Source organism: Mycobacterium sp. NGS66 (genome assembly GCF_059812225.1).
Window position 1 is genome coordinate 18,894 of sequence record NZ_JCALCG010000005.1, and the last position, 26,408, is coordinate 45,301.

Annotated in this window: 28 protein-coding genes; 18 read left to right on the forward strand and 10 right to left on the reverse strand. The window is 67.0% G+C overall.

Translation table 11 applies throughout. The features are described 5' to 3' along the window. The first annotated feature begins 2 nt into the window (after nt 1-2). From AC5Y2L_RS11755 to AC5Y2L_RS11775, 5 genes are all read left to right on the forward strand, one after another. Nucleotides 3-740: a gluconate 2-dehydrogenase subunit 3 family protein gene (locus AC5Y2L_RS11755; protein ID WP_499939732.1), complete on the forward strand. Its 738-nt coding sequence runs from the start codon at nt 3-5 to the stop codon at nt 738-740. Then, nucleotides 733-2,436: a GMC family oxidoreductase gene (locus AC5Y2L_RS11760; RefSeq protein WP_499939734.1), complete on the forward strand. Its 1,704-nt coding sequence runs from the start codon at nt 733-735 to the stop codon at nt 2,434-2,436. Before AC5Y2L_RS11755 ends, AC5Y2L_RS11760 begins: the two co-directional genes overlap by 8 nt. A gap of 9 nt (nt 2,437-2,445) precedes the next feature. Continuing rightward, nucleotides 2,446-3,264 carry an enoyl-CoA hydratase/isomerase family protein gene (locus AC5Y2L_RS11765; protein ID WP_499939736.1) on the forward strand — a complete coding sequence of 273 codons (819 nt, stop codon included), beginning with the start codon at nt 2,446-2,448 and terminating at the stop codon, nt 3,262-3,264. Between the two features lie 117 nt (nt 3,265-3,381). Next, nucleotides 3,382-3,918 (forward strand): DUF3000 domain-containing protein, encoded by a 537-nt coding sequence (locus AC5Y2L_RS11770; protein WP_499939801.1) that lies wholly within the window; start codon nt 3,382-3,384, stop codon nt 3,916-3,918. 1 nt (nt 3,919) lies between these two features. Further along, a complete protein-coding gene (locus tag AC5Y2L_RS11775; protein WP_499939738.1) occupies nt 3,920-5,227 on the forward strand; it encodes an HRDC domain-containing protein in 1,308 nt (435 codons plus the stop codon). 154 nt (nt 5,228-5,381) lie between these two features. Here the strand turns inward: AC5Y2L_RS11775 and dxs are convergent, their stop codons facing one another. Next, on the reverse strand, nt 5,382-7,295 hold the full coding sequence (gene dxs / locus AC5Y2L_RS11780) for a 1-deoxy-D-xylulose-5-phosphate synthase (protein ID WP_499939740.1): 1,914 nt from the start codon (nt 7,293-7,295) through the stop codon (nt 5,382-5,384). 193 nt (nt 7,296-7,488) lie between these two features. On the opposite strand from dxs, the gene AC5Y2L_RS11785 reads away from it, so the two are divergent. Together AC5Y2L_RS11785 and AC5Y2L_RS11790 are read left to right on the forward strand one after the other, a co-directional pair. Further along, nucleotides 7,489-7,932: a CBS domain-containing protein gene (locus tag AC5Y2L_RS11785; RefSeq protein ID WP_499939742.1), complete on the forward strand. Its 444-nt coding sequence runs from the start codon at nt 7,489-7,491 to the stop codon at nt 7,930-7,932. Between the two features lie 52 nt (nt 7,933-7,984). Further along, nucleotides 7,985-9,274, forward strand: a complete 1,290-nt coding sequence (locus AC5Y2L_RS11790) for an ArsB/NhaD family transporter (RefSeq protein WP_499939744.1) — start codon at nt 7,985-7,987, stop codon at nt 9,272-9,274. 45 nt (nt 9,275-9,319) lie between these two features. Here the strand turns inward: AC5Y2L_RS11790 and AC5Y2L_RS11795 are convergent, their stop codons facing one another. Next, on the reverse strand, nt 9,320-9,613 hold the full coding sequence (locus tag AC5Y2L_RS11795; protein WP_499939746.1) for a hypothetical protein: 294 nt from the start codon (nt 9,611-9,613) through the stop codon (nt 9,320-9,322). A gap of 427 nt (nt 9,614-10,040) precedes the next feature. Between AC5Y2L_RS11795 and AC5Y2L_RS11800 the strand changes: the two genes are divergently transcribed. The 4 genes from AC5Y2L_RS11800 (at nt 10,041) to AC5Y2L_RS11815 (ending at nt 12,990) form a co-directional block, all read left to right on the forward strand. Then, nucleotides 10,041-10,256: a hypothetical protein gene (locus AC5Y2L_RS11800; RefSeq protein ID WP_499939748.1), complete on the forward strand. Its 216-nt coding sequence runs from the start codon at nt 10,041-10,043 to the stop codon at nt 10,254-10,256. Nucleotides 10,257-10,422: 166 nt separating this feature from the next. Further along, nucleotides 10,423-11,091 carry a response regulator gene (locus AC5Y2L_RS11805; RefSeq protein WP_499939750.1) on the forward strand — a complete coding sequence of 223 codons (669 nt, stop codon included), beginning with the start codon at nt 10,423-10,425 and terminating at the stop codon, nt 11,089-11,091. 79 nt (nt 11,092-11,170) lie between these two features. Continuing rightward, entirely contained in the window at nt 11,171-11,545 is a 375-nt protein-coding gene (locus tag AC5Y2L_RS11810; RefSeq protein ID WP_499939752.1) for a response regulator, read from the forward strand. Next, entirely contained in the window at nt 11,527-12,990 is a 1,464-nt protein-coding gene (locus AC5Y2L_RS11815; protein WP_499939754.1) for a sensor histidine kinase, read from the forward strand. The genes AC5Y2L_RS11810 and AC5Y2L_RS11815 overlap by 19 nt, the downstream gene beginning before the upstream one ends. On the opposite strand, the gene AC5Y2L_RS11820 is transcribed toward AC5Y2L_RS11815, so the two are convergent. Together AC5Y2L_RS11820 and AC5Y2L_RS11825 are read right to left on the reverse strand one after the other, a co-directional pair. Beyond that, nucleotides 12,942-14,147, reverse strand: coding sequence for a class I SAM-dependent RNA methyltransferase (locus tag AC5Y2L_RS11820; RefSeq protein ID WP_499939756.1), 1,206 nt, complete (start codon nt 14,145-14,147; stop codon nt 12,942-12,944). The two genes, AC5Y2L_RS11815 and AC5Y2L_RS11820, sit on opposite strands and share 49 nt — an antisense overlap. Beyond that, complete coding sequence (locus AC5Y2L_RS11825; protein WP_499939758.1) at nt 14,144-16,138, reverse strand: APC family permease; 1,995 nt, start codon at nt 16,136-16,138, stop codon at nt 14,144-14,146. Before AC5Y2L_RS11825 ends, AC5Y2L_RS11820 begins: the two co-directional genes overlap by 4 nt. A 121-nt stretch (nt 16,139-16,259) precedes the next feature. On the opposite strand from AC5Y2L_RS11825, the gene AC5Y2L_RS11830 reads away from it, so the two are divergent. Both AC5Y2L_RS11830 and AC5Y2L_RS11835 read left to right on the forward strand, forming a co-directional pair. Continuing rightward, nucleotides 16,260-16,943, forward strand: a complete 684-nt coding sequence (locus tag AC5Y2L_RS11830) for a potassium channel family protein (RefSeq protein WP_499939760.1) — start codon at nt 16,260-16,262, stop codon at nt 16,941-16,943. Nucleotides 16,944-16,968: 25 nt separating this feature from the next. Further along, a complete protein-coding gene (locus AC5Y2L_RS11835; protein WP_499939762.1) occupies nt 16,969-17,646 on the forward strand; it encodes a potassium channel family protein in 678 nt (225 codons plus the stop codon). Here the strand turns inward: AC5Y2L_RS11835 and AC5Y2L_RS11840 are convergent, their stop codons facing one another. Both AC5Y2L_RS11840 and AC5Y2L_RS11845 read right to left on the reverse strand, forming a co-directional pair. Next, entirely contained in the window at nt 17,647-18,321 is a 675-nt protein-coding gene (locus AC5Y2L_RS11840) for a DUF3159 domain-containing protein (RefSeq protein ID WP_499939764.1), read from the reverse strand. Between the two features lie 38 nt (nt 18,322-18,359). Beyond that, entirely contained in the window at nt 18,360-18,728 is a 369-nt protein-coding gene (locus tag AC5Y2L_RS11845) for an OB-fold nucleic acid binding domain-containing protein (protein ID WP_499939765.1), read from the reverse strand. 148 nt (nt 18,729-18,876) lie between these two features. Between AC5Y2L_RS11845 and AC5Y2L_RS11850 the strand changes: the two genes are divergently transcribed. Further along, nucleotides 18,877-19,575 carry an alpha/beta hydrolase gene (locus tag AC5Y2L_RS11850; RefSeq protein WP_499939767.1) on the forward strand — a complete coding sequence of 233 codons (699 nt, stop codon included), beginning with the start codon at nt 18,877-18,879 and terminating at the stop codon, nt 19,573-19,575. A gap of 254 nt (nt 19,576-19,829) precedes the next feature. Here AC5Y2L_RS11850 and AC5Y2L_RS11855 read toward each other — a convergent pair whose 3' ends face one another. Then, nucleotides 19,830-20,609 (reverse strand): DUF3710 domain-containing protein, encoded by a 780-nt coding sequence (locus AC5Y2L_RS11855; RefSeq protein WP_499939769.1) that lies wholly within the window; start codon nt 20,607-20,609, stop codon nt 19,830-19,832. A 48-nt stretch (nt 20,610-20,657) separates the two neighbouring features. After that, nucleotides 20,658-21,122: a dUTP diphosphatase gene (gene dut / locus AC5Y2L_RS11860; RefSeq protein WP_499939771.1), complete on the reverse strand. Its 465-nt coding sequence runs from the start codon at nt 21,120-21,122 to the stop codon at nt 20,658-20,660. 25 nt (nt 21,123-21,147) lie between these two features. Between dut and AC5Y2L_RS11865 the strand changes: the two genes are divergently transcribed. Beyond that, a complete protein-coding gene (locus AC5Y2L_RS11865) occupies nt 21,148-21,630 on the forward strand; it encodes a DUF3093 domain-containing protein (RefSeq protein ID WP_499939772.1) in 483 nt (160 codons plus the stop codon). A gap of 23 nt (nt 21,631-21,653) precedes the next feature. Here the strand turns inward: AC5Y2L_RS11865 and AC5Y2L_RS11870 are convergent, their stop codons facing one another. Further along, nucleotides 21,654-21,956, reverse strand: coding sequence for a DUF4193 domain-containing protein (locus tag AC5Y2L_RS11870; RefSeq protein ID WP_036468275.1), 303 nt, complete (start codon nt 21,954-21,956; stop codon nt 21,654-21,656). 224 nt (nt 21,957-22,180) lie between these two features. On the opposite strand from AC5Y2L_RS11870, the gene cei reads away from it, so the two are divergent. Continuing rightward, on the forward strand, nt 22,181-22,831 hold the full coding sequence (cei, locus tag AC5Y2L_RS11875) for an envelope integrity protein Cei (protein WP_499939775.1): 651 nt from the start codon (nt 22,181-22,183) through the stop codon (nt 22,829-22,831). Nucleotides 22,832-22,834: 3 nt separating this feature from the next. Here cei and AC5Y2L_RS11880 read toward each other — a convergent pair whose 3' ends face one another. Then, complete coding sequence (locus tag AC5Y2L_RS11880) at nt 22,835-23,716, reverse strand: inositol monophosphatase family protein (protein WP_499939777.1); 882 nt, start codon at nt 23,714-23,716, stop codon at nt 22,835-22,837. Nucleotides 23,717-23,843: 127 nt separating this feature from the next. Here AC5Y2L_RS11880 and ppgK point away from each other — a divergent pair, with 127 nt between their 5' ends. Next, complete coding sequence (gene ppgK, locus AC5Y2L_RS11885; protein ID WP_499939779.1) at nt 23,844-24,638, forward strand: polyphosphate--glucose phosphotransferase; 795 nt, start codon at nt 23,844-23,846, stop codon at nt 24,636-24,638. A gap of 188 nt (nt 24,639-24,826) precedes the next feature. Further along, complete coding sequence (locus AC5Y2L_RS11890; protein ID WP_499939802.1) at nt 24,827-26,404, forward strand: RNA polymerase sigma factor; 1,578 nt, start codon at nt 24,827-24,829, stop codon at nt 26,402-26,404. Nucleotides 26,405-26,408: the final 4 nt, after the last annotated feature.

The window sequence follows — 26,408 nt, forward strand, 5'->3', positions numbered from 1 at the left end:
CGATGCCGGACATTTCCAGCGGCGAGCATCTGCCCCACCTCCGGCATGACGGGCGGGCGTTGCATCCCTCATGGTTGCCACGCCAGCGTCGTGGCACGACACCGCAGATGATCGGGCGATACCCCGACTATGACGTGCTGAGCACCGTCGACACCTGGGACGACGCCACCAAGAAAGTGGTGCTGGCCCGGCTCGAGGAACCCGGCCCGCTGCGGTTTTTCGACGCGGCGCAGGAGCCGACGCTGCGGGCGTTCTGCGACACGGTGCTCGCCCAGGATTCCGATCCCCGCATCCCGGTGGCCGAGTTCGTCGACGCCAAGCTCGCGGACGGCAAGCTCGACGGCTATCAGTACGCCGACATGCCCGACGACCGCGACACCTGGCGGCTGGTGCTGACCGCACTGGACGAGACCGCCGCGGCCTCGGGCGCGGAGTCGTTCGCCGCCGCCGACCTGGACACCCGGGAAACGATCGTCGGGCAATTCGCCGACGGCAAGCTGTCCGGCGGCACCTGGGAGCGGTTGAACGTGTCGCGCGCCTGGTCGGTGGTGATGCGCATGGCGCTCAGCGCGTTTTACAGCCATCCCTGGGCATGGAACGAGATCGGGTTCGGCGGACCGGCCTATCCACGCGGTTTCATGCGGCTGGGCGGCGTGGGCAGCCGGGAACCGTTCGAGACCCCGGGTGCCACCGACGAGGACCCGGTCCAGGCCGTGAAAGAGGACCACATCGATGGGTGACTTTTGGCGCGGTTTGCTCAAAGGCGCAGTGGGACCGCGCGACAACGACTCCCGGTTTCTGCTCGACGTGCACTCACGCGACCTGCCCGGCGAGGCCACCATGCGCCGCTACTCCGACGACGAGGAAGTCGACCTCGTCGTCGTCGGTGCCGGCGCGGGCGGTTCGGTGCTGGCCCAGCGGTTGGCGCGGGCCGGCTGGCGGATCGTGATCTTAGAGGCCGGCCCGTTTTGGCACCCCGACGAGGACTGGGTCTCCGACGAAGCCGGGTCGCACGCCCTGTACTGGACACAGAAGCGGATCATCGGCGGCTCCGATCCAATTGAGTTGGGCAAGAACAACTCCGGCCGCGGTGTGGGCGGATCGATGGTGCACTACGCCGGCTACACCCCGCGGTTTCACCCGAGCGATTTCGAAACCTTCACCCGCGACGGAGTCGGCGCCGACTGGCCGATCAGCTACGCCGACCTGCGTCCGCACTACCAGCGCCTGGAACTGGAACTGCCGGTGGCAGGCCAAGATTGGCCATGGGGCGATCCACACCGCTACCCGTTCGCGCCGCATCCGGTGACGGGCGCTGCCATGAAGCTGTGGGAAGGCGCCATCAAACTCGGCATCGAGATGCGGGTCGGCCCGGTGGGGATCGTCAACGGCACCTTCGGCAACCGGCCGCACTGTATCTACCGCGGGTACTGCCTGCAGGGCTGCAAGGTCAACGCCAAGGCCAGTCCGTTCGTCACGCATCTACCCGATGCGCTGGCCCACGGCGTCGAGATCCGGGCGAACTGCATGGCCAGCCGGGTCGAACTGGACGAGGCCGGAAATGCGTGCGGGGTGGTCTATTTCGACGAAACCGGCGAGACGGAGCGCCGTCAGCGCGCCAAGGTGGTTGCGATAGCCTGCTATTCGATCGAGACTCCTCGGCTACTGCTCAACTCCACGAGCGCGCGGTTCCCAAATGGCTTGTGCAACAACGACGACCAGGTCGGCCGATACGTGATGGTGCAGGGTGCGTCGCAGACCGCGGGCCGCTGGCCGGAGGAACTGCGCATGTACAAGGCGCCGCCGCCGGAGGTGTCGTCGGAGCAGTTCTACGAAACCGACCCACAGCGTGGCTTCGCGCGCGGGTTTTCCATCCAGACCGTCTCGCCGATGCCTATCGGATGGGCCGAACACGTCCTGGCCGACGGGCATTGGGGGGCCGCGTTGCGCGAATACATGCGGGACTACAACCACTGGGCCACCATCGGAGTGCTCAACGAGTTGCTTCCGCACCCCGACAACCGGGTCACCCTGGCCTCCGGGGCTGAAGCGACCGATCCCTACGGAATTCCGGTCGCCCGCTTCGACTACTCGCTGTCGGACAACGACAAGGCCAACATGGAGTACTCGACGAACGTGATCAAAAACATCCTGCAGGCCGCCGATGCGCAAGACACGTTGACCATCCAGCGATTCGCACACCTCATCGGCGGCGCTCGCATGGGTTCTGACCCGCAGACCAGTGTGGTCAACTCCGACCAGCGGACGTGGGCGGTGCCCAACCTATTCCTTGCCGACGGCTCGGTGTGTCCGACGCAAGGCAGCGCCAATCCGGCGCTGACCATCATGGCGTTGGCTTCCCGCCTGGCCGAACGCATTGTGCGCGGCGACATCAAAGCCGAGGCGGGCGCGGTGGTTCGATCGGGGCGTGCGTAGCATCCACGTATGCCAGTGCGCGACGTTCCAGTCAGCTATGACGAATTCCCCAGTCTGCGAATCGAACCCGGCGACAACGGCGTACTGACGCTGGTTCTCGACGCGCCGGGCCTGAATTCCGTCGGGCCGCAGATGCACCGCGACCTCGCCGACATCTGGCCGGTGATCGACCGCGATCCGAGCGTCAAGGTGGTGCTGGTCCGCGGCGAGGGCAAGGCGTTTTCCTCCGGCGGCAGCTTCGACCTGATCGAGGAAACCATGGGCGACTACGAAGACCGGATCCGCATCATGCGCGAGGCCCGTGACCTCGTGCTCAACCTGGTGAACCTGGACAAACCGGTGGTGTCGGCCATCAAGGGGCCCGCCGTCGGCGCCGGGTTGGTAGTCGCGTTGCTCGCGGACATCTCGGTGGCGGGCCGCACCGCGAAGATCATCGACGGCCACACCAAGCTCGGGGTCGCGGCCGGTGACCACGCCGCGATTTGCTGGCCGCTGCTGGTCGGCATGGCCAAGGCCAAGTACTACCTGCTGACCTGCGAGACGCTATCCGGCGAAGAAGCCGAGCGCATCGGACTGGTTTCGACCTGCGTCGACGACGACGACGTGCTGCCCACCGCGACACGCCTGGCCGAGAGCCTGGCAAATGGAGCCCAGCACGCGATCCGCTGGACCAAACACAGCCTCAACCACTGGTACCGCATGTTCGGGCCGGCGTTCGAGACGTCGCTCGGGCTGGAATTCATCGGGTTCAGTGGCCCCGACGTCGCCGAAGGGCTGGCCGCGCACCGCGAGAAGCGGCCCGCCCGGTTTGGGACGAACGCGCGATAGGAGTCGCCCCCTAGCACAAAAACGGCGCGCCTGTCGCGGCGTGTCGGGGGTTGGGTCTACCGTCCTTTTGTGACTTCCGCAGCTGAACCGGCGCCTTTCCGCGAAGCGGTAGCGGCCATGAACGCTGTCACCGTGCGGCCCGAAATCGAGCTCGGTCCGATCCGCCCGCCGCAACGACTGGCGCCGTACAGCTACGCGCTGGGTGCCGAAGTCAAGCATCCCGACGTCGACATCGTCCCCGAGCGGTCCGAGGGCGATGCGTTCGGCCGGCTGATCCTGCTCTACGACCCGGAGGGCTCCGACGCCTGGGACGGCACCATTCGCCTGGTCGCCTACATCCAGGCCGACCTGGACTCGCACGAGGCGGTCGATCCCCTGCTGCCCGAGGTGGCCTGGAGCTGGCTCGTCGATGCGCTTGGGGCGCGCACCGAACAGGTCACCGCGCTGGGCGGCACCGTCACCGCCACCACCTCGGTGCGCTACGGCGACATTTCCGGACCACCGCGCGCCCACCAGCTGGAACTGCGCGCCTCGTGGACGGCGACCACGCCCGACCTCGGCGCCCACGTCGAGGCGTTCTGTGACGTGCTGGAGCACGCCGCAGGCATGCCGCCGGCCGGGGTCACCGACCTCGGCTCGCGGTCACGCGCCTGACATGCGGCCCGAGCCGTCTCCGCCGGCGAGCGATCCTCCGGGCGACACCGAACCTCAACCCACCCCCCTGCTGCATCCTGCTGACGGGATACCGCGGCTCTCGGTGACCGTCGGCGATATCGAGGCGGCCGCGGCACTGCTGGACCGCGGCACCGGGCCGTTTGCGGTGGACGCCGAGCGTGCGTCGGGCTTCCGCTACTCCAACCGGGCGTATCTGATCCAGATCCGACGCGCGGGCGCCGGCACGGTGCTGATCGACCCGGTCAGCCACGGCGGTGACCCATTGACCGTGTTGCGGCCGGTGGCCGAGGTGCTGAGACAAGACGAGTGGATTCTGCACTCCGCCGATCAGGATCTGCCCTGTCTGGCCGAGGTCGGGCTGCGGCCGGCGGCGCTGTACGACACCGAGCTCGCCGGGCGGCTGGCCGGATTCGACCGGGTGAACCTGGCGACCATGGTCCACCGGCTGCTGGGCTTCGGACTGGCCAAGGGGCATGGGGCCGCCGACTGGTCCAAGCGCCCGCTGCCGATGGAATGGCTCAACTATGCGGCCCTCGACGTAGAACTGCTCATCGAGCTGCGTGCAGCGATCGCCCAAGTGCTTGCCGAGCAAGGCAAAACCGATTGGGCCGCACAGGAATTCGAATATTTGCGGACTTTCGAAGCCCGAGAGGCCGACCGGGAGACCGCTTCCCGACGGGAACGCTGGCGCCGCACGTCGGGAATCCACCGAATCCGCGACCCGCGTGGCTTGGCCGCTGTTCGGGAATTGTGGACGACGCGGGACCGCATCGCCCAACGGCGGGACATCGCGCCGCGTCGCATCTTGCCGGACTCGGCCATCATCGACGCGGCCGTCGCCGACCCGAAGACGGTCGAGGACCTCGTCGCGTTGCCGGTGTTCGGTGGACGCAACCAGCGCCGCAATGCCGCGATGTGGTTCGCGGCGCTGCAGGCGGCCCGGGAAGCCCCCAATCCGCCGGACGACACCGAGCCGACCAACGGGCCGCCGCCGCCGGCGCGGTGGAGCAAACGCAAACCCGAGGCCGCGGCCATGCTGGAAGCCGCCCGGGCGGCGCTGGCGGAGGTATCGCTGCGGGTCGGGGTCCCAGTGGAGAACCTGATCCTGCCTGAACTGGTGCGGCGGCTGTGCTGGGACTGGGAGGCCATTTCGGCAACGGCCGAAAACCCCGCCGCCGCTGTCGAGGAGCACTTGCGCCTCGGCCGGGCGCGGGCCTGGCAGCGAGAGCTTGTGGTCCCCGCGCTGGCCGCGGCACTGACCCACCCCGGCGACGCGATCGACGGCTAGCGCGCTGGTGATTTAGTGCCCACCCTGGGTGTGAATCGTTGGCGCTGAGAGTGAAAGCAGGGCGGGAAAAATCGCCGGCTTCGACCCTGGCTTCACTCGGAAAGCCCTGGGCTCACACCGAAAGCCCGGTCTTCACTTCGTAAGCACCCGACGGTCAGTCGAGCCGTTCGCTGATCTCCGACTCCGTCGCACTAGCGCCGAGTGCGGCGACCCAACCGGTGATCCGACGCGCCACGTCCTGGTCGGTAAGGCCCAACTCGGCCAGCACCTCACCCCGGGACGCGTGCTCGAAGAACTCCTGCGGCAGTCCCACGTCGCGGCACGGCACATCGATCTCTGCGCGCCGCAGCGCGGCGGACACCGCCGCCCCCACGCCACCGTTGACTCCGTTGTCTTCGCACGTGACGACCAGTTTGTGCGTCGCCGCCAGTTCGCCGACCGCATCGGACACCGGCAACACCCAGCGCGGGTCGATCACCGTCACCCCAATTCCCTGGTTGTGCAGCCGTTTGGCCACCGCCAGCGCCATCGGCGCGAAGGCGCCCACCGCGATCAGCAGCACGTCGTGGTTCAGGCCGCCGGCCGGCACCGCGAGCACGTCGACACCGGAGCGCCGTTCGATAGCCGGAATATCTTCGCCCACATCACCTTTCGGGAACCGCAAAGCCGTCGGACCGTCGTCGACGTCCAGCGCCTCGCCGAGTTCCTCGCGCAGCCGGGTGGCGTCGCGCGGCGCGGCTACCCGCATGCCGGGCACGATGCCCAGCATCGACAGGTCCCACATGCCGTTGTGGCTGGGGCCGTCGTTGCCGGTGACACCGGCCCGGTCCAGCACCAGGGTGACGGGCAGCTTGTGCAGCGCCACGTCCATCATGATCTGGTCGAAGGCCCGGTTGAGGAACGTCGAGTAGATCGCCACCACCGGGTGCAGACCACCCATCGCCAACCCGGCCGCTGACGTCATCGCGTGCTGCTCGGCGATGCCGACGTCGAACATCCGGTCCGGAAACCGTTTCCCGAACGCCGTCAGCCCGGTGGGGCCGGGCATGGCCGCGGTGATGGCCACGATGTCGCGGCGCTTCTTGCCGTAGGCGATCAGCGCCTCGGAGAAAGTCGCCGTCCAGCCGGGACCCGCGACCTTGGTGGCCACGCCGGTGGCCGGGTCGATGACGCCGCAAGAATGCATCTGTTCGGCCTCGTCGTCCTCGGCCGGCGGGTAGCCCATCCCCTTGCGGGTGACGACGTGCACGATCACCGGGCGGCCGAAGCCGCGAGCCCTGCGCAGCGCGACCTCGACCGCGTGTTCGTCGTGGCCGTCCACCGGGCCGACGTACTTCAGCCCGAGATCGGTGAACAGCAGTTGCGGCGACAGGGAGTCCTTGATGCCGGCCTTGACGCTGTGCAGGAACTGGTAGACGACCTCGCCCACCAGCGGCACCGCCCGCACCGCGTCGCGGCCCTTCTCCAGCGCCTGCTCGTAGGCCGGCTGCAGCCGCAGCGTGGCCAGATGGTCAGCGACGCCGCCGATGGTGGGTGCGTAGCTGCGGCCGTTGTCGTTGACGACGATGACGACCGGGCGGCGGGAGGCGGCGATATTGTTCAGCGCCTCCCAGCACATGCCGCCGGTGAGGGCGCCGTCGCCGACCACGGCGACCACGTGCCGGTTGCGATGTCCGGTCAGCTCGAACGCCTTGGCCAGGCCGTCGGCGTAGGACAATGCCGCGCTGGCGTGGCTGGACTCCACCCAGTCGTGTTCGCTCTCGGCGCGCGACGGATACCCCGACAGCCCGCCCTTTTTGCGCAGGCTCTCGAAGTCCTGGCAGCGGCCGGTCAGCATCTTGTGCACGTAGGCCTGGTGACCCGTGTCGAAGACGATCGGATCGTGTGGTGAGTCGAATACCCGGTGCAGCGCCAACGTCAGCTCGACGACACCGAGGTTCGGGCCCAGGTGCCCCCCGGTTGCGGCGACCTTGTGGATCAGGAACTGGCGAATCTCGGAGGCCAGGCCGCGCAATTGCCGCTGGGACAGGTGCTGCAGATCAGCGGGCCCACGGATCTGTTCCAGCATCCAGCTAGTCTACGCAGCGAGCCGCGGGAGCGACCTTCGTGAACGGTCGACGACATCACATTCTTTGGTAGCGTCACGTTGCGGTGAGCCGGGAAGCCTGGTCGGCGCCGATAACACTGCGACCCATCGGAGCTCGCCATGGCGCCTGGATGTCCCCCGGAAGCGACCCGGGATCCCGACGTATCGTCACCCTATGCGCGCCGAGAACTTCGCCGAAGACTTTCCCGCGGTCACGATCGATTCCGACGCGCTGGACGCCGCCCGCACCCTCGCCGAGCACCGCCTGCCCGGGCTGTTGGTCACCGACTCGGCGGGAAAGCCCTACGCGGTGCTGCCCGCGTCGCAGGTGGTGCGATTCATCGTGCCGCGTTATGTGCAGGACGACCCGTCACTGGCCGGCGTGCTCAACGAATCGGTGGCCGATCGCTGCGCGGAGAAGTTGAGAGGCAAGAAGGTCCGCGATGTGCTGCCGGACCACCTGATCGACGTCCCTCCGGTCAACGCCGACGACACCATCATCGAGGTGGCGGCGACCATGGCACGGCTGCGCAGTCCGCTGCTCGCGGTGGTCGACGGCGGCAGGTTGCTCGGCGTGATCACGGCATCGCGCCTGCTGGATGCGGCCCTGCGGTCTTGATCGCGCCGGGCGCACTGACAGCTCGGCTGCTCAGAGCAGCGCAGGAATCTCGATGAACTACATCGCGATCGCCGTGTTCGTGGTGGCCTATGCGCTGATCGCCGGCGACCGGGTCAACAAGACGTTGGTGGCGCTGACGGGTGCGGCGATCGTGGTCGCCTTGCCGGTGATCAGATCCGACGACGTCTTCTACTCCCGCGAGACCGGGATCGATTGGGACGTAATCTTTTTGCTGCTCGGCATGATGATCATTGTCAGCGTGCTGCGCCAGACCGGGGTGTTCGAATACATCGCCATCTGGGCGGCCAAACGGGCCAAGGGCTCCCCGCTGCGCATCATGATCCTGCTGGTGTTGGTCACCGCTTTCGCGTCGGCCCTGCTGGACAACGTCACCACCGTGTTGCTGGTGGCCCCGGTGACGCTGCTGGTGTGCGACCGGCTGGCGATCGGGCCGGCGCCGTTTTTGATGGCCGAGGTGTTCGCGTCGAACATCGGCGGCACGGCGACGTTGATCGGCGACCCGCCCAGCATCATCATCGCCAGCCGGGCGGGCCTGAGCTTCAACGACTTTCTGATTCACGCGACGCCCGTGGTGCTCGTCATCATCGGCGTCTTCATCGCGCTGTTGCCGCGGCTTTTTCCCGGCGCGTTCGATGTCGAGCCCGAGCGGGTCGCCGACGTGATGTCGCTGGAAGAACGCGAAGCGATCCGCGATCCGCGGCTGCTCATCAAGTCCGGCGCCGTCCTGCTTGCGGTTCTGATCGGGTTCATCGCCCACTCGGCGTTACGCATGGAGCCCTCCGTCGTGGCGCTGCTGGGGGCCGGCATTCTGGTGGTGATCTCCGGGCTGGAGCACTCCGACTACCTGTCCGCCGTCGAATGGGACACACTGCTGTTCTTCACCGGGCTGTTCGTCATGGTCGGCGCCCTGGTCAAGACTGGCGTCGTCAACCAACTGGCGCGCATGGCCACCGAAGCAACCGGTGGCCATGCGCTGTTGACCACGATGTTGATTCTTGTGGTGTCATTCGTGCTCAGCGGCATCATCAACAACGTTCCGTACGCGGCGACCATGGCGCCGATCGTCGGCCAGCTGCTGCCTTCGATGGTGGGCAGCCAGCACCCACATGTGCTGTGGTGGGCGCTGGTGCTGGGGACCGACCTCGGTGGCAACCTCACCGCCGTCGGCGCCAGCGCCAACGTGGTGATCCTGGGCATCGCCCGCCGCGCCGAAAGTCCGATCTCCTTCTGGGAATTCACTCGCAAGGGGGCGACGGTCGCGGCGGTGTCCATTGCGATATCCGCGGTCTACTTGTGGTTGCGATACTTCGTGTTGGCCTGAATGTGCTGAAAACTCTTGTGCTGCCTCGTTATTCGGCGTTGCGGGTCACAGGCGGCCCATCTCGCGGGCCATCCGGGAGTGCTCGAGGTACCTGTTGGGCTGCGGGAGGTGGTTTTTCGGCGGAGGCAGGCGCAATGCGGCACCGGCCGCCCGGATCGCCTCGATAAGCCGGCGCGGTCTCGACGCCGGCCGCGGCGACAATGCCACCGCGGTGCTGAACGCGACTTCCTGCTCGGTGATGAGAACGGGCGCATCGGAGACCGCGTCGTCAACCAAGGCTGGTTCGACATCTTCGATGACCTCGGGTGTTGCTGCAGATGTCGTTGATGGTTGCGACATTTCACGCCTCCTTGTCATGTCGGCTTGCCAACCTCGGTTGGTTTGCCTCGGATAGCCATGGAGTTTTGTCGGATGCGCGGGACCCGGCGAGAGAGCGCACACCACATTTGTCAGTGATGTGCACCCCCGGGTGTACGCATCAGCGTCGCAACCTGGTAGGCCACGTCGTGGTGGGTTGGCCGCTGGTTCGTACTCGTTATCAGTCTGTGCGGCAGTCGGTTTGGTGATCAAGATGATGGTCGGGAAGCGTGCCGCGGGAACCATGGAGTTGGTGTACACACCACCGTGCACGCACCACCAAGAATCGTAGTGCCGGCAGGCTGCCCCCGGCCTGGGTCAACGTCGACCATGGTTGTGCAGCTACCGCAGCCAAAGAATCCGAGGCAGCGACATGCCCGCGATGAGGATGTGTAAGGGACGACGTGCAATGCGTACTATCCGTGACCTGGTGCTGAGGGTATCGCCGGTGGCGATACGACCTGGCCGCAGAAGGGAAACGATCACGAGATCCACCTTGGTGCTGAGAACGGACAGCTCGGGCCGCGCGATGTGGGTGGATATCGGCTGGCAAGCCTGCGACGAGCGACTGGTCAGCCTCGCCGAAGCCAAGACGCTCGGAGCCGGCGGCCGGCGTCGTGCGTGAAAACCCGGCACGCAGGAGGGAAACAGCGACAGTTCCGCCGTCCTGTGCGTCATCCGAGCGCTTCCGCGGAGAATCGGGTAGCGCATTACCCGAGCAAACCGGCGCCAGTCCGCGGATAATTTCACCGACACCCTGACGACGTCGAGCGGCGAAGGATGGCACCGAGGTGAGTGGTCCAATTTCGGTCCTCATTGCCGAGGACTCCCTGCTGGTGCGAGACAGCGTGTCCAGGGCATTGGCAACCGATCCTGATGTGACGGTCGTCGGGGTTGCCGAAGACTATGACTCCACGGTGGAACTGGTCGAAAAGCATCGACCGACGATGCTGTTCACCGACGTTCGGATGCCGCCTACCTCGACCGACGAGGGGATTCGGTTGGCCCGGTGGATGCGCACGGCGCATCCCGATACCGGGGTGATCGTGCTATCGCAATACGCGGATCCGAGCTATGCGGCGGGGCTGCTGGACGGCGGTACGGCGTCCCGCGGGTATCTGTTGAAGGAACGAATCTCGCACTTCGACCAGCTCAGCGAGGCGGTGCACCAAGTCGCGGCCGGCGGCACGGTCCTCGATCCACTGGTGGTGGAGGCGCTACTGGCCCAGCCGCGTTCGGCGGCAACACTGAGCCGACTGACCCCAAGGGAACGCGAGGTGCTCGCCGAGTTGGCCACCGGGCTCAGCAATCGCACGGTGGCGCAACGGCTGGTGTTGTCTCAGCGGGCGGTGGAAAAGCACATAAATTCGATATTCGCCAAGCTCGGCTTGAGCGTCGATGACTCAGTCGATCGGCGGGTCAAGGCCGTACTGATGTTCCTCGACGACGTCTCGGCCTAAACCGGTGAGCGTCGACAGCGTTACGAAGTGTGGTGTGTACACCATGGTGTGGGCCCAACGGCCTGCGCATAATTCGCTGGTGCGGGACGAGAGGGTTCCAGTCTGGGTCGTCGATGACCAAGCCAGTTTCCGGCTCGCGACTGCCGCCACCGTGGCCGCCACCGAAGATTTCGTCATGGCCGGCGAATGCGAGACGGGCGAATCCGCGATCGAACTGCTTCGCGACCGCGACGCCGGGATCGTGCTGATGGATATTCATATGCCGGGAATGGGGGGCATCGAAGCCACCCGCCGTCTGCGGGCCGCCCACCCAGAGTTGATGATCCTGCTGATGTCGACCTACGACCTCGAAGATCTTCCCGCCGGGGCCACCGACTGTGGCGCCGCGGCATACCTGCACAAGGAACACCTGAGCCCAGATCTGCTGACCCGGCTATGGCGAGCACCCCACTGAGGCCGGCGACTCCGGCCGCCTCGGTGCCCTATTGGCGGGTGCCGAAGGTCCTTCTTCACGCGGCCGTCCGGTCTTCGTCCTTGTTGGGCCACGACCTCGTCTACCGCCTGAAGGCGGAACGCTTTCAGCTTTTCCTTGGTTACGGGTATCTGGCCATGTACTTCGGTACCGGCGTGATGCTGCCGCTCTGGGAGTACCAATATGTGCTGCGATCGTCCTGGTTTCTGGCCATCGCCGGGATCAGCACCGCGCAGTCTGCCGTGCTGGTGGTCGCGCTGCGCCTGGCACGGCAGCGCAGATATCAGCGATCGATCACGCTGGTTTGTGTCGGTAACTGGATCGCCGTTTTGCTCATCACGTTCGTCGCGCCGGTCCTGCTGCCGGTGCTGGTGCTCGCGGCGCTGATACCCGTCGTTTTCGCGGAGCCCTACATCAGCCGACGCCGCGGGCTGGCCTTCACCATGATCACCGCAGGCTGCGTCCTGGGCCTGGCCGCACTGGCGCGCTTCCAGAATGTCGCGCACTCCGCAGCTCAACCGCCTCGCTGGATCGAGACCGCATTCATCGTCTCAGCAATGCCGGTCAATGCCCTGCTCATCCTGGTGATTGTGTGGAATAACGCCAATGCGCTACGAACGTCGGAGAAACTGCTCGCCGAGCGCGCCGCGCAATTGGAGGCATCACGTGGCCGGCTGATCACCGCGGCCGATGAGGAACGACGCCGTCTGGAACGGGACCTGCACGACGGCGCCCAACAACACCTCGTCGCCCTGGCGGTGCTCATCCAGCTCGCTCGCACCTCCGGGCCGGACCGATACCAACCGCTGCTCGCCGAGGCGTCCGGACTGGTGGAGACGGCGATCGCGGAGATCCGCCGACTCGCCCACGGGATCTATCCCCCGCTGCTCGTGAGCGGTGGTCTGGCCGCGGCGCTGCCGGCGGTCGTCGCCCACGCCCCCATTCCTGTGCAACTGAACCTGGAGGGCGTCGGCCGCTACGACGCGTCGGTCGAGGCCGCCCTGTATTTCTGCTGCAGCGAAGCGTTGCAGAACGCCACCAAACACGGCGGCGAGAACACCACGGTCACCATCACGGCCCATGCCGACGACGGCACACTGACCCTCACGATCAGCGACACCGGCCGCGGATTCGACCCCGCAACCATCGGCGCCGGACTGACCAACATGAGCGACCGCATCTCAGCCATCGGCGGCGACCTCACCATCGACACCGCGCCCGGGCGCGGCACCCGCATCACGGCCGTCATACCCACCACGGTGCCAACCGGCGAGTCCGAGACGCCCGGGCCTGACCCGGCGCACGAAGGAGGCACCGAGCCTGCAACCGTGGCGCCGAGCCTGCGCACAGGGGGCGCGTCAGGGTCACGGCCGCGCCCTCACCGCAGTCTCGACGCGGACGTCAACAGCGCGACGCATTCGACGTGATGGGTCAGCGGGAATGCGTCGAACACCTTGAGCTTCTCGACGACATACCCATGACCGCGATACAGACCGATATCACGCGCGAAAGCCGCTGCCTCGCAGCCGATATGCACCACACGCGGTACGCCGGCCGCGGCGAGCAGGTCGACGACCTCGCGCCCGGCACCTGAACGCGGCGGATCCAGCACCGCAACGTCAGCGCTCGCGTGTTGGGCGTGCAGGGCACGGCGCACCGAATCGGTGACGACCTGCACCCGCGGCAAGTCAGCCAGCGCGGTCCGAGCGGCCCGCGCCGCCGCGCGGGAAGTGTCGACGGTGACCACCCGCCCCGACTCCCCCACCGCTTCGCCCAGCGCTGCGGCGAAGACACCCGCGCCGCCGTAGAGATCCCACGCCGTCATGCCGGCGCCGGGCTGCGCCCAGTCGACGACGAGACTGCTGTATACGTTCGCGGCGGCCCGATGCGCCTGCCAGAACGCTGTCACCGGCACCCGCCAGCTGCGCCGGCCCACCCGCTGCACAGCTTCGTAGCCGCCTTCCATCACCGTGGTGGCGGTCCGCTTGCCGGTCCGTAAGGTGCGGACCACATGCCTGGTGTCGTCGTCGTCGAGGGCCACGTGCAGCTGGGCGCCGGGCGGCCAGTCGGGGCCGTCCAGCCCGTCCAGCATTCCGTCCGGTAGCTGCGCGCAGCGCAGGTCGGCCACCAGCTCGTCACTGTGGTAGCGGTGAAAGCCGGGGCGACCGTCGGGCCCAACGTCGAGCCGGACGCGGGTTCGCCAACCGATGGGGGCGCCGATCGGTTCCGAGTCGCCGCTCCATTCATGGCCGCCGAGCCGCTGCAGCTGATTGGCCACCACTTGCGCCTTGAGCTGCCTGGCCGCATCCGGTTCGACGAACGCCAGGTCACAGCAGCCGGCGCCGTCGACACCGGCGATCGGACACAGCGACTCCGTCCGGTCGGCCGACGGCTCGATCACTTCGACAGCCACTGCATGCCAATAGGATCCCCGATCGGCGGTGACCCGGGCGCGAACGCGTTCGCCGGGCAACGCGTAGCGGACGAACACGACCCGGCCTTCGTGATGTGCCACGCAGCTGCCGCCGTTCGCCGGCGCGCGGGTGACCAAAGTCAGTTCGGCGCAAGCAGATTGAACCGTCAATCGAAGATTCCCCGCCGGGCATCCCCTGGAGCGGCATGCGGCTGCAGCGTCTTGATCCGCTCCGACGAACTCAGCTGCCACGGAACCGAAGTCACCATCACTCCGGGCATGAACAGCAACCGGCCCTTGAGCCGCAAGGCACTTTGATTGTGCAGCAACTGCTCCCACCAACGACCAACCACGTATTCCGGAATGAACACCGTGACCACGGTTCGGGGAGACTCTTTGCTGACCCGTTTGACGTAATCGAGTATGGGACGGGTGATTTCGCGGTAGGGCGAGGCGATGACCTTGAGCGGCACGCTGATGTCGCTCTCTTGCCACTTGTGCACCAGCTCACGGGTTTCCGCGTCGTCGACGCTGACGGTGACCGCCTCCAGCACATCGGGGCGAGTGGCACGCGCATACGCCAGCGCACGCAGGGTAGGCAGATGCAATTTCGACACCAGGACCACCGCGTGGTTGCGGCTGGGCAACACGACATCGTGCTGGGCGGCCTCCTGCTCGGCCAATTCCCGGTTGACGGCGTCGTAATGCTTGCGGATCAGCTTCATGATGATGAACAGCAGCGCCATCGCGGCGATGGCATATTTCGCGCCGGCTTGGAATTTCGTCACCAACACAACCAGCAGAACCGCGCCGGTGGAAACCAGCCCGACCGTGTTGACCACCCGCGAGCGCATCATCTTGCGCCGCAGCCGGGGATCGGTCTCGGTGCGCAGCAATCGGGTCCAGTGCCGGACCATGCCGATCTGACTCAGCGTGAACGAAATGAACACGCCGACGATGTACAGCTGGATCAGCGCGGTGACTTCGGCCCGAAACGCAATGATCGCCAAGAGCGCCGCGCCCGCCAGAAACAGGATTCCGTTGGAGAAGGCCAACCGGTCGCCGCGGGTGTGCAGTTGACGCGGAAGGTAGCTGTGCTGGGCCAGGACCGAACCCAGCACCGGAAACCCGTTGAACGCGGTGTTTGCCGCCAACACCAAGATCAGCGCCGTCACCGTGGCGATCAGCAGGAACCCGATGCGAAAGTCGCCGAACACCGTCTCGGCCAGCTGTGTCACCAGCGTCTTCTGGTAGTAGCCGGGCGGCGCCCCGGACAGCTGGGTGGCGGGATCGTCGACCAGCTGAACCCCAATCTTCTTGGCCAGCAATATGATGCCCATCAACAGTGTCACCGCGATGGCGCCCAACATCAGCAACGTCGTTGCCGCGTTGCGGGACTTGGGTTTCTCGAAAGCCGGCACCCCGTTGCTGATCGCCTCCACACCGGTCAGCGCCGCACAACCCGAGGAGAACGCCCGGGCCACCAGGAACGCCAGCGCAAACCCGACTATCGGGCCGTGCTCGGAATGCATGTGGAAGCCGGCGGATTCGGCTCGTAATGGGTTGCCCAGCACGAAGATCCGGAACAGCCCCCAGCCGATCATGCCGACGACGCCGATGATGAACGCGTAGGTCGGAATCGCGAAGGCCAGCCCGGACTCGCGGACCCCGCGCAGGTTCATCGCCGTCACCAACAGGATCGCGGCTACGCAAAACCACACCTTGTGCTGCGCCACGACCTGCACCGCCGAGCCGATGTTGGACATGGCCGACGCGGTCGAAACGGCAACGGTCAGAACGTAATCCACCATCAGAGCGCTGGCCACAACCAGGCCCGCGGTATTGCCCAGGTTTGTGGTCACCACCTCGTAGTCGCCGCCCCCGGACGGGTAGGCGTGCACGTTCTGCCGGTAGCTGGCCACCACCACCAACATCACCGCGGCCACCGCCAGGCCGATCCACGGCGTCAGCGCGTACGCCGCCAGCCCGCCCACCGACAGCATCAGGAAAACCTCTTCGGGCGCGTAGGCCACCGACGACAGCGCGTCCGAGGCGAACACCGGCAAAGCTATCCGCTTGGGCAGCAGCGTGTGACTCAGCCGGTCGCTGCGAAACGGCCGACCGATGAGCAACCGGCGCGCGGCGGTGGAAAGTTTGGACACGAGAGCCAAGAGTAAGCGCACCCGGGTGCGGCGGTAGCGTTCCCTAGGCGAGAATTGTCCCTACCGAAATCGGCTCGCCAACGTGGCTCACCGATAAGCACGCAACCGGGGAGGACCTCAAGTGCGGGTGATTGTGATGGGGTGCGGCCGGGTGGGGTCTTCGGTTGCCGACGGGCTGTCCCGAATCGGCCACGACGTCGCCGTCATCGACCGGGACAGCGCGTCTTTCAACCGGCTCAGCCCGGAGTTCGCCGGCGAGCGTGTGCTGGGCCAGGGGTTCGACCGGGATGTGCTGCTCAGGGCCGGCATCGAGGAAACCGATGCCTTCGCCGCCGTCTCGTCCGGGGACAACTCCAACATCATCTCGGCGCGGCTGGCCCGGGAGACCTTCGGGGTGCAGCGCGTCGTCGCACGGATCTACGACGCCAAGCGCGCCGAAGTCTACGAGCGTCTTGGCATTCCCACCATTGCCACGGTGCCCTGGACCACCGATCGGCTGCTGCACGCACTGATCCGGGAGACCGAGACCGCCAAATGGCGCGATCCGACCGGTACCGTCGCCGTCTCCGAGGTCACCCTGCACGAGGACTGGGTGGGACACCGCGCCACCGATTTGGAGCAGGCGACCGGCGCGCGGGTGGCCTTCATGATCCGGTTCGGAACCGGCATCTTGCCGGGGCCCAAGACGGTCATCCAGTCCGGCGATCAGGTCTATGTCGCGGCGATATCCGGACGCGCCGCCGAGGCAGTGGCCATCGCGGCCTTGCCGCCGAGCGAAGACCTGGACACCGGAGCCAGCCGTTGATCTGCACGACCGAGGAGCGCCGCAAATGAAGGTAGCTGTAGCGGGCGCCGGCGCGGTCGGCCGCTCGGTCACCCGCGAACTGGTGGAGAACGGCCACGACATCACTTTGATCGAGCGCAACCCCGACCACGTCGACGTTGACGCCATCCCGGCGGCGCACTGGCGGCTCGGGGACGCCTGCGAGCTGAGTCTGCTCGAGTCGGTGCATCTCGAGGAGTTCGACGTGGTGGTGGCGGCCACCGGCGACGACAAGGTCAACGTGGTGCTCAGCCTGCTGGCCAAGACCGAGTTCGCGGTGCCCCGCGTGGTGGCCCGGGTCAACGATCCCCGCAACGAATGGCTGTTCACCGACGCGTGGGGGGTGGACGTGGCCGTGTCCACGCCGCGGATGCTGGCGTCGTTGATCGAGGAGGCTGTCGCCGTCGGCGACCTGGTGCGGCTGATGGAGTTTCGCAAGGGTCAGGCAAACCTGGTCGAGATCACCCTGCCCGACGACACCCCCTGGGGCGGCAAGCCGGTGCGCAAACTGCAGCTGCCGCGCGACGCTGCGCTGGTGACGATCCTGCGCGGGCCGCGGGTCATCGTGCCGGAGGCCGACGAGCCGTTGGAAGGTGGGGACGAGCTGCTCTTCGTGGCGGTCACCGAGGTCGAGGAGGAGCTGAGCAAGCTGCTGTTGTCGAGCCGCGACGAGGCCAGCCGCTGACTAGCCCTGCTCTTCGTCGCCGGCGGGACCGCCCCCGACCGCAGTGCCGGCGGCGGCGTCGTCGTCGGCCGGCATGGCACGGTGAGCGGCCTTGATCGCCGCGTAGGTTCCCAGCGCGGCGACCGCGGTCAGCGGCCAGCCCATCGCGATCCGCGCCACCCCGAGCCAACCCGTCTTGTCTGCGTCGTACAGCAGCTCCTGGACCACGAACCGGGCGGCGAAGACCAGCGTCCAGCAGAGCGTGGCGACGTCGAACGCATACACCGCCCGCGACACGTTGCGCCAGCGCCGATCACGTCCGCTGGCCCAGCTCCACAGGTAGCCGACCACCGGCTTGCGGATCAGAATCGACACCGCGAACACCACCGCCCAGAACAAAGACATCCAGATGCCTAGCAGGAAATAGCCCTTGGACTGGCCCATGGCGTAGGCGATCAGCGCGCAGATGGCCACCCCGAAAAACCCGGAAAGGGCCGGCTGGGTGGATTCCCGCCGAATCAGCCGCCACACCAAGATCAGCGCGGCCGCGCCGAGTGCCAGCCCGATCGCGGGCAGCAGGCCTGCCAGGCTGGAGGCCGCCACGAAAATCACCACCGGCACCGTCGAGTAGATGAGACCGCTCACCCCGCCAACCTGCGCGAGCAACCGTTGCGGATGGACGCGGTTATCGGTCACGGGAGAGCCCGGTGAATCTCCCAACTCGGGTGGAACGGTCACCGCTCGATCTCGTAATGCGGGTTGTAGATGGCTTTGGTTCCGTTCTCCAGGTTGCCCACCCGGCCGTGCACCCGCAGCGTGCGGCCCGAGTCGATACCGGGGATGCGGCGCTGACCCAACCAGACCAGCGTGACGGTGTCGCTGCCGTCGAACAGTTCGGCGCGCACCCCGCCGGAACCACCCTTGCCGCAGGTTTCCACGCTGCGCAAGGTACCCACCATGGTGACTTCCTGGCCGCGGTGGCAATCGATCACCCGCTGTGCGCCGGTGCTAATGACCTCGTCGGACAGCTCCTCGCTGTCGAGTTCCTCCGGGTCCTCCGTCAACCGACGGGAGAGCCGGCGCAGAAAACCTTGGGCCCCCATGGCCACTCCTGACAGTGCTCAGCAATCGGCACGATTATCTATGCCAACGGCAACCGTAGACCTGTTGGTTCCCCGGCGCCACTGAGCCGAAACCGCCCCCGCCGGCGGCGATCTTGGAGCGCCCGCGGGCGCCGGGCACTATCTAGGGATGGCTGTCGACTTGCACGGGGTCACCATGGTGGTGCTGCCCGGAACCGGATCCGACGACGACTATGTCGGTCGGGCGTTTTCCGGCCCCCTGCATGAGGCCGGCGCCGTGGCGGTGACGCCGCCGCCGCAGCCGGACCGTCTGGTCGACGGCTATCTGGCCGCCTTGGACGAGGCGGCGCGTTCCGGGCCGATCGGCGTCGGGGGGGTTTCGATCGGCGCCGCGGTGGCCGTCGCGTGGGCATTGGCTCATCCCGGGCAAGCGGTTGCCGTGCTGGCCGCGCTGCCGGCCTGGACCGGGGAACCGGACTCGGCGCCGGCGGCTTTGGCGGCGCGGCATTCGGCGTCCCAGCTGCGTCGCGACGGCCTGGAAGCCACCACTAGCCAGATGCGAGCATCCAGCCCGCTCTGGCTGGCCGACGAGCTGGCCCGGTCGTGGCGGACTCAGTGGCCGCAGCTGCCCGACGCGATGGAAGCGGCGGCGGCCTACATCGCCCCGACCCGGGCCGAGCTGCGACGGCTGGCCGTGCCGCTGGGGGTGGCCGCGGCGGTCGACGACCCGATCCATCCGCTGCAGGTCGGTGTCGACTGGGCGAGCTGCGCGCCGCGTGCAGCGTTGCGCACGGTGACACTGGACCAGATCGGCGCAGACGCCGCCGCGCTGGGCGCGGCCTGCCTCGCCGCCCTCGCCGACGTTTGACCTCGCATCAGGGTGCATCGGGTGTGAATTCCCGGCTTTCAGCGTGAATCCTGGGCTTCGAATGTGCAGCCAGGGCGGAAAATCGCGCTGATCCCCGCCCTGTGCTCACTCCGAAAACCCTGACTTCACACCGAACGACCCAAGTTCACACCGAATGCCGCGAGCAGCTAGTGAACAGGCAATACGCGCCGACCGCTGTCGACACCGATCTTGAAACCGCCCCTTGCCGCAGGCTCGGCGTCAATGCGCGGCGGTCAGCCGCCGGTCGTGGTGCGCAACTGCTGCATCGCCGAGCCCTCGGCACCGCGGCGTGCTGCGGGCTGGCCGGACTGCTGTTGGGCCTCCATCGCCTGCGCGGCCTGCTGCGCGGCCGCCTCGCGAAGCTGCTCGACCATCGGCTCGGGCAGCTGCACCGGCAACGGCGTGCGCACCGGCAATGGCGTGTCGCCACGGCGGACGACGGTGTCGGCCAGCGCCGCGCGGGCTTCCTCGACCAGCGCGTCGATGGTCTCGTGTGGACCGTTGACAACGCAGCGGATCATCCAGCGATAGCCGTCGACCCCGATGAATCGGACCACGCCCGAGGCGGTGCCCACGACTTCCCGACCCCATGGCCCGTCCTTGATGCTGACCTTGGCTGAGTCTTGCCGCAGCGAGTCGGCAAGTTCGCCGGCCACCTCGCGCCACAGTCCGCCAGTCTTCGGCGCCGCGTAGGCGGCGATGGTGAACCGCCCGTTGGGCGTGACCACCCACACCGCGCTGGGCACCCCGCTCTCGGTCAGCTCGACCTGCAGCTGGCCGCCGGCCGGCATCGGGATCAGCACCGAGCCGAGGTCGAGTCGTGCCTGCTCCGCGTCGGCCGGATCGTCGAAGTCGTCGATGTCGAACGGGCCCTCCAGCTCCTCGCCGGCTTCGTCGTCTGGGGCGGCTTGCGCCTCGACTTCCGCGTCGGCGGCCTCGGGCGCTTCGTCCGGCGGCTCGACGGGAGCTTCCGGGCCGTCGTCTTTGCGTGAGCGTCTACCGAATGCCGCCATCAGCGCCGCTCCTCCACATCGCTCTCCTGCTCTGCATCGTCGCCGGCGTCACAGACTCGCGTGTCCGCCGGAGGAACCGTGACCGCCGTCGCCACGGGAGGTTTCCGCCAGCCCGGCCTCGTCGAAGGACGAGACCTCGACCAGCTCGAGTAGCTCGACCCGCTGCACCAGCAGCTGGGCAATCCGGTCGCCGCGGTGCACGTCGATGGGCGCGTGCGGGTCGAGGTTGATCAGCGAAACCTTGATCTCACCACGGTAGCCCGCATCGATGGTGCCCGGACTGTTGACGATCGAAAGTCCCACGCGGGACGCCAATCCCGAACGGGGGTGAACCAAGCCCACCATCCCGTACGGGATGGCGACCGCGACGCCGGTGCGCACCAGGGCGCGATGCCCGGGTGCCAGCTGGACATCTTCGGCGCTGTACAGGTCGACACCGGCGTCGCCGTCGTGAGGGCGGCTGGGCAGGGGCAGACCCGGGTCGAGGCGGACTACGGCCAGACTCGTCGACACGGACCCAGAGATTACCCTTGACCGCGTGTCCGGTACGCGTATAGCACCGCACAGCGTGCGATATCGCGAACGACTGTGGGTGCCCTGGTGGTGGTGGCCGCTGGGCTTCGCTCTGGCGGGGCTCATCGCCTTCGAGGTCAACCTCGGCGTCAGGGCGCTGCCCGACTGGCTGCCATACGCAATCCTGTCCACCGTCGCGGCCGGCGCGTTGCTGTGGCTCGGCCGGATCGAGATCCGGGTCACCGGCGAGTCACCGTCCAGCGAGGTCGAGCTCTGGGCCGGCGAGGCGCATCTGCCGGTCACCGCGATCGCCCGGTCCGCCGAAATCGTTCCGTCCGCCAAGTCCGCGGCACTGGGCCGGCGGCTCGACCCGGCGGCTTTCGTCCTGCACCGGGCATGGGTCGGCCCAATGGTTCTGGTCGTACTCGACGACCCCGATGACCCCACGCCGTACTGGCTGGTGAGCTGTCGTCACCCCGAGCGGGTGCTGTCGGCCCTGAGGAGCTGAGCGCAAAGGGCAGCTGATCGAAATCAGGCAGCGCAGTCGGTACAGATCATGACGCCGTTCTTCTCGCTGGCCAGTCGGCTGCGATGTTGCACCAGAAAGCAACTCGAGCAGGTGAACTCGTCGGCCTGCTTCGGAATCACGCGCACAGACAACTCTTCGCCCGACAGGTCGGCGCCGGGCAACTCGAAATTCTCGGCTGATTCGGATTCGTCCACGTCGACTACCGCCGACGCCGCTTCGTTTCGCCGCGCTTTGAGCTCCTCCAGCGAGTCCTCGGAGACGTCGTCAGTCTCGGTGCGCCGCGGAGCGTCGTAGTCGGTAGGCATCGTCCTATCCCCGTCCTATCCCCTCTTGCCCTTAACCCTCTGTGCCCTTGAAATGCTCAATCCCGCAATATCCCAAGCAACGCTTTGTACCAGCGTCGAACGCATCCACCAAACGATTCGTGCCCGGATCGCCGCTCATTAGAGTGTGATTTACGTCACACCCCTGGATTGACTCCGTAGTTCGCCTTTAAACAGTGCGTTCCGCGTCGGATTAGAGTGCACTTGTGGTCGCGCAAATCACCGAAGGAACCGCTTTCGACAAGCACGGTCGGCCCTTTCGGCGACGCAACCCCCGGCCGGCGATCATCGCGGTCCTGCTGCTGACGATATTGACCGGGGTCATCTGGACCATCGCGCTGAGCCGGCCGGCGAAGGTCCGCGAGGCCTCGACATGCAACCCGCCGCCGCAGACTTCGGAGTCGACGACGGTCAAGGTCGGTGAGCCGGTGTCGCGGTCGGAGATGGCGGACGTCGCCCCGGCGAAGCTCAACGAGACCAAGGTCCGCGTTCTCAATGCCAGCGGTCGCGGCGGTCAAGCCGCCGACGTCTCCGGCGCGCTGCGGGACCTGGGCTTCGCCCAGCCGTCCGCCGCCAACGATCCGGTGTACGCCGGCACCCGGCTGACCTGCCAGGGTCAGATCCGCTTCGGCACCGCCGGTCAGGCCACCGCGGCCGCGGTATGGCTGGTGGCGCCGTGCACCGAACTGTTCCACGACAGCCGCGCCGACGACTCCGTCGACCTGGTCCTCGGTACCGAATTCACCTCACTGGCGCACAACGACAACATCGACGCCGTCCTCGCCACCCTGCGACCCGGTGCCACCGAGGCGTCGGATCCCGCGCTGTTGTCGAAAATCCACGCCAGTAGCTGTTGAGCGTCAGCCCGGCATCGGCTGCAGGCCGTGGCACTGCTTGAGTGCCGCCAACAGTTCGTCGGCTATGCCGGGCGCAGCCGCCAATACCAGTTGGGCGCTGCCATCCGGTGAGCCGTAGTCCGGCAGCACCACCCGGGCGCCGGCTTCGGCCGCGATCAGGGCACCCGCCGCGCAATCCCAGGGTTGCAGCCCGTGCTCGTAGTAGGCATCCAGCCGGCCCGCCGCCACCATGCACAAGTCCAGCGCCGCCGAGCCCATCCGGCGCACGTCGCGGACCATCGACAGCATCCTCGCCACCAGCGTGGCCTGCGCGGTGCGGCGCCGCAGCGAGTAGGCAAAGCCGGTGCCCACCAACGCCATCGACAAATCTTCGACGGGGGTGCACCGCAACGGGTGCGTCCCGTGCTCGTCGGTGACGCGTCCGCCCAGGCCGCTCGCCGCCGAATACACCCGGCCGGCCACGACGTCGGCGACCGCGCCGGCTACCGACACGCCGTTGATTTGGGCCGCGACCGACACTGCATATACCGGGATGCCGTAGACGAAGTTCACGGTGCCGTCGATGGGATCCAGCACCCAGGTGACAGTGTCGAGGGGCGGGGATGACCGGCCGTCGGGACCGCCGCCTTCCTCACCCACGATCGGATCGCCGGGCCGCAATTGCGCCAGCCGATCACGCAGCAGGCGTTCGGTCTCGGTGTCGACCACCGTCACCGGATCGGTCGGGCTGCTTTTCGTCCGCACCACATTGCCGCCGTCCGCGGCGGTGCGGACATCACTGCCGAACACCTGCGCACGCCGGGCGCGCACGAACGCAGCGGCTTCGGCGGCCAGCGTTTCGGCCGCCGACCGCAGCCGCTCCGGGTCGTTGTCAGCGGGCGTCACCGCTCTATCGCATCACAGTTGACCGGAACGGCGCCCGACTCGTGTCCAACCCGTCACCACAATGGTTCGGCACGCTTTAAGGTGAGCGAGCAGCCAAATGTCTCGCATGTCTCGCCGAGGAGATTCGATGACCAGCACCGATCTCGTGTCCGAAGCATCCGGCACCGCGCCGAAACGTCGTGGATTCGGCATCGACGTCGGCGGCAGCGGCATCAAGGGCGGGGTCGTCGATCTGGACACCGGCCAGCTGGTCGGCGACCGGGTCAAGTTGCTGACCCCGCAACCGGCCACCCCCTCGGCCGTGGCCAAGACCATCGCCGAGGTCGTCAACGCATTCGGCTGGACCGGTTCCCTCGGCGTGACCTACCCCGGCGTCGTCACCCACGGCATCGTGCAGACCGCGGCCAACGTGCACAAGTCCTGGATCGGGACCAGCGCGCGCGACATCATCAGCGCCGAACTGGACGGCCAGGACGTCGTCGTGCTCAACGACGCGGATGCGGCCGGGCTGGCCGAGGAGCGTTACGGAGCCGGTAAGGGACACACCGGGCTGGTCGTGCTGCTCACCTTCGGCACCGGAATCGGGTCCGCGGTCATCCATAACGGGACGTTGATACCGAATACCGAGTTCGGGCATCTCGAGGTCGGCGGTGAGGAGGCCGAGCATCGAGCGGCGTCGTCGGTCAAGGAGAACAACAATTGGAGCTTCAAAAAGTGGGCCAAAGAGGTGACCAAGGTGCTGATCACCATCGAGAACGCGATGTGGCCGGACTTGTTCATCGCCGGCGGCGGTATCAGCCGCAAGGCTGACAAATGGATACATTTGCTGGAAAACCGCACCCCAGTGGTGCCCGCAGCCTTGCAGAACACGGCCGGGATAGTCGGTGCGGCCATGGCCTCGACCACAGATGTCACGCATTGAGAACGCGTTGAATTTTGCCTGCTGGCGCAGTATGGGCGCGCATTGTCGTTACAATGGTCACCGGCGGCCGCCCGACCGATAACGCGCGAGTATTCACGCTGGTATCAACGCCGACATTCGACATAGCAGACACTTTCGGTTAAGCACGCCCAGATCCACCGGAAGTGAGTCCGACCGAAGGGGTCTATGTGGCAGCGACCAAGACGAGTCCAGCAACTGACGATCCGGTGAAGCGCACCGCGAAGTCGTCCGGGTCTTCTGGCTCTCACGGGTCTCCGGCCAAGACAGTCGCCAAGCGGGCGGCGGCCAAGGCCGGCAATGGCACCGCCCCAGCAAAGCGGGCCACCAAGACTGCATCCAAGGCCACCAAGTCCGGTTCGACCGCTCAGGCAGCTGCCACCCCCAAGAAAACTCGGGCGAAAGGCGCCGACGCCAAGGGGACGTCCGCCCGCGGGACGAAGGGCGGGTCCAAAGGGGCCGCGGAAGCGGTCGCGCAGGATCCCGACGCCCTCGTTGCCACCGAGGACGCCGATGCCACCGAGGACCTCGAGATCGACCCCGATCTCGACGTCGAGCCGGACGAAGATCTCGACATCGATGCCGCCGATATCAACCTCGACGATTTAGAGGAGGTTGCCGCCGAGGCCGACGAGGTCGACCTCGAGGCGGACGCCGAGGCTGAGGACGGCGAGGCTGTAGTCGTTGCGGCACCCGCTGAGCCGGCCGCCGAAGACGAGGAAGAGATCGCCGAGCCCAGCGAAAAGGACAAGGCCTCCGGCGATTTCGTTTGGGACGAGGACGAATCCGAGGCGCTGCGACAGGCCCGCAAGGACGCCGAACTCACCGCATCCGCGGACTCGGTGCGGGCTTACCTCAAGCAGATCGGCAAGGTGGCACTGCTCAACGCCGAGGAAGAGGTCGAGCTGGCCAAGCGGATCGAAGCCGGTCTGTACGCCACGCAGCTGATGGCCGAGTACGCGGAGAAGGGCGAGAAGCTGCCGGCGGCTCAGCGCCGCGACATGATGTGGATCTGTCGCGACGGCGATCGCGCGAAAAACCATCTGCTGGAAGCCAATCTGCGGTTGGTGGTGTCGCTGGCCAAGCGCTACACCGGCCGCGGGATGGCGTTCCTGGACCTGATCCAGGAAGGCAACCTGGGCTTGATCCGGGCGGTCGAAAAGTTCGACTACACCAAGGGATACAAGTTCTCCACCTATGCCACCTGGTGGATCCGGCAGGCGATCACCCGCGCTATGGCCGACCAGGCGCGCACCATCCGCATCCCGGTGCACATGGTCGAGGTGATCAACAAGCTGGGCCGCATCCAACGCGAGCTGCTGCAGGATCTGGGCCGGGAGCCCACCCCTGAAGAGCTGGCCAAGGAAATGGACATCACGCCGGAAAAGGTGCTCGAGATCCAGCAGTACGCCCGCGAGCCGATCTCACTGGATCAGACCATCGGCGACGAGGGTGACAGCCAGCTCGGCGATTTCATCGAAGACAGCGAAGCGGTGGTGGCCGTCGACGCGGTGTCGTTCACGTTGCTGCAAGACCAGCTGCAGTCGGTGCTGGAGACGCTGTCCGAGCGCGAGGCCGGCGTGGTACGGCTGCGCTTCGGTCTCACCGACGGCCAGCCCCGCACGCTCGACGAAATCGGGCAGGTCTACGGCGTGACCCGCGAGCGCATCCGCCAAATCGAGTCCAAGACGATGTCAAAGTTGCGTCACCCCAGCCGTTCTCAGGTCCTGCGCGACTATCTGGACTGACTGG